The sequence below is a fragment of the Streptomyces sp. CO7 genome, from assembly GCF_053474865.1.
The window spans coordinates 145,296-147,472 of record NZ_JBRIOU010000006.1; the positions used below are offsets into that span (position 1 = coordinate 145,296).

1 protein-coding gene and 1 pseudogene are annotated in these 2,177 nt (G+C 72.9%); both read left to right on the forward strand.

Annotated features, from left to right (window positions below):
* Positions 1-320 precede the first annotated feature (320 nt).
* Positions 321-1,568 (forward strand): FUSC family protein, encoded by a 1,248-nt coding sequence (locus tag ACOV8S_RS22060; RefSeq protein ID WP_448319670.1) that lies wholly within the window; start codon positions 321-323, stop codon positions 1,566-1,568.
* Positions 1,569-1,622: 54 nt separating this feature from the next.
* Positions 1,623-2,177, forward strand: a pseudogene (locus ACOV8S_RS22065) (hypothetical protein); the annotation flags it as partial.

Here is a 2,177-nt window from a genome sequence, read left to right on the forward strand (position 1 = left end):
CTCCCGGGGCCACCGGCTCGGGCGACCGGCCCGGCGACGCGGACGAGGAGGACCTGCCCGACACCGACGAGGCGGGCACCGGCCGGCAGGGCGCGCCGAAGGGCGGCAGCCCCAACCCGGCGCATCCGGTGCCCGACGAGCCCGCCGGCTGAACCCCCCGGCGGCCCGAGGGCCGGACCGGCGCCCCGCGCGGCCCGTGTCGTGGAGACGATCCACGGCGCGGGCCGCGACCATGGACGGCACGGACCATGGACGGCACATGGGCTCCACCTGGCGGAACCGACGTGTTGGGTGTACCCGGGAGCGGGAAGGCGCAGGTCATGCGGGACGTTCAGGGTGTGAAGGCAGCGTTGGTCACGAAGTACCGGGGGTGGAAGAGGGATCCGGACGTCGTCCACACCTTGCGGGCGACGGCGGCCGCGACGATCTCCTACGTGTTCGCCCTCCACCTGAGTCCGGAGGCGGTGCCGCTCACCGCTCCGCTGACGGCGCTGCTGGTCGTGCAGGTCACCCTCTACTCGACGATCACCACGGGCATCGAGCGTGTGAACGCGGTGGTCGCGGGCGTGCTGATCGCCATCGTGTTCACCCGGGTGGTCGGTCTCACCTGGTGGAGTCTGGCGCTGATCATCCTGGCGTCGCTGGTCATCGGGAGGCTGGCCCGTACCGGGGACTTCCTGCCCGAGGTGGCGATCAGCGCGATGCTGGTGCTGGGCGTCACCACGGTGGGCGACACCGCGTGGGCGCGCATCGTCGAGACGCTGATCGGCGCGATCGTCGGACTCTCCTTCAACTTCCTCTTCGCGCCCCCGGTGTGGGTGGACGTGGCGGCCGAGTCGCTGACCGACCTGTCCCGGCGGATGCGGCAGCTGATGCTGCGGATGGGCGAGGAGGCCTCCGGGCACACGCCGGTGCCCAACGCCACCGCCCGGCTCCACGAGGCGCGCGCCCTGGACCACCACATCGCCGGCGTCGACGCGGCGCTGCGCCAGGCGGAGGACAGCCTGCGGCTCAACCCCAGGGTCCGCGAGGGGCTGCTGCACCGGGTCGTGCTGCGGACCGGTCTGGACACCCTGGAGATCTGCACGGTGGTGCTGCGGGTCATCGCGCGCAGCTTCACCGACCTGGCGAAGCGGCGCGACCCCGACCCGTTGTTCGACCCGCAGGCGGGTCCGGTGGTCGAGGATCTGCTGGCCGAGGTCGGCGACGCGGTGGTGAGCTTCGGGGTCATGGTGATCTCCGACGTCAGCACCAACGCCGAGGAGGCGGAGGAACGTCTGGCGGCGGAGCTGACGCAGGCGACGGCCACCCGGGACCGGCTGGCCAACATCCTGCTGGAGCGCGTGCAGGAGGACCCCAAGGACTGGCAGCTGGTGGGGGCGTTCCTCACCGAGATCACCCGGATCCTCGACGAGCTGGACACCGACCACCGCTCCCGCCGTCTGCTGGAGGAGCTGGACCGCAACACGCGGATGCAGCGCGAGCGCAAGCGCCGGCTGGAGGAGTGGCGCCGCCGGCTGCGGCTGCCGAAGATCCGCAAACCCCGGCGGAACCGGGCGCGGTCCTGACAGCGTGCTCCACGGCGGGGTCTGCCGACGGGTCCCGGAACGAGGGAGCGTGCGATGGTCGAAGCGGGCGGTGCGCGGATCGACGGGGACAGCCTGGCGTTGCCGGGCGGGGTGCGGGTGCGGTTCATCAGGACCCTGCGGCTGCCGGAGACGGGCACCCACGCACTGCCGCCGGGGCTGGGGTCCTTCCCGCTGCGCCGGGTCGAGGACTTCCCCGACACGGCGCCGGCGGAGTGGCTGGCCCGTGGCGGCGTGATGCTGCCGGTCTACCTGAGGGAGGCGATGTGGCTGCACTTCGGCGGCACCTCGCGTCCGGCGGCCCTCCAGGTCGGCGTGGGCAAGGTGTGCGCGGTGTCCGGGAAGCCGTGGAGCGGGCGGCTGTCGGCGGACCCGCAGAACTACCTTCCGCTGCCCGAGCAGCCCTGGCTGGACGGCATCAACTCGGGCCGGGGCACGGTCCGTCAGTTCGTCGCCGTGCCGCTGGGGATGGGCGCCACCGTCGAGGGCCAGGTGACGGGTGAGGAGACCTGGGGCGGGATCCAGCTGCAGGCCTTCGGGCTGACGGAGGCGAAGCTGGCCGAGTGGAACCGCCTGAACGCGCCGGTGTGG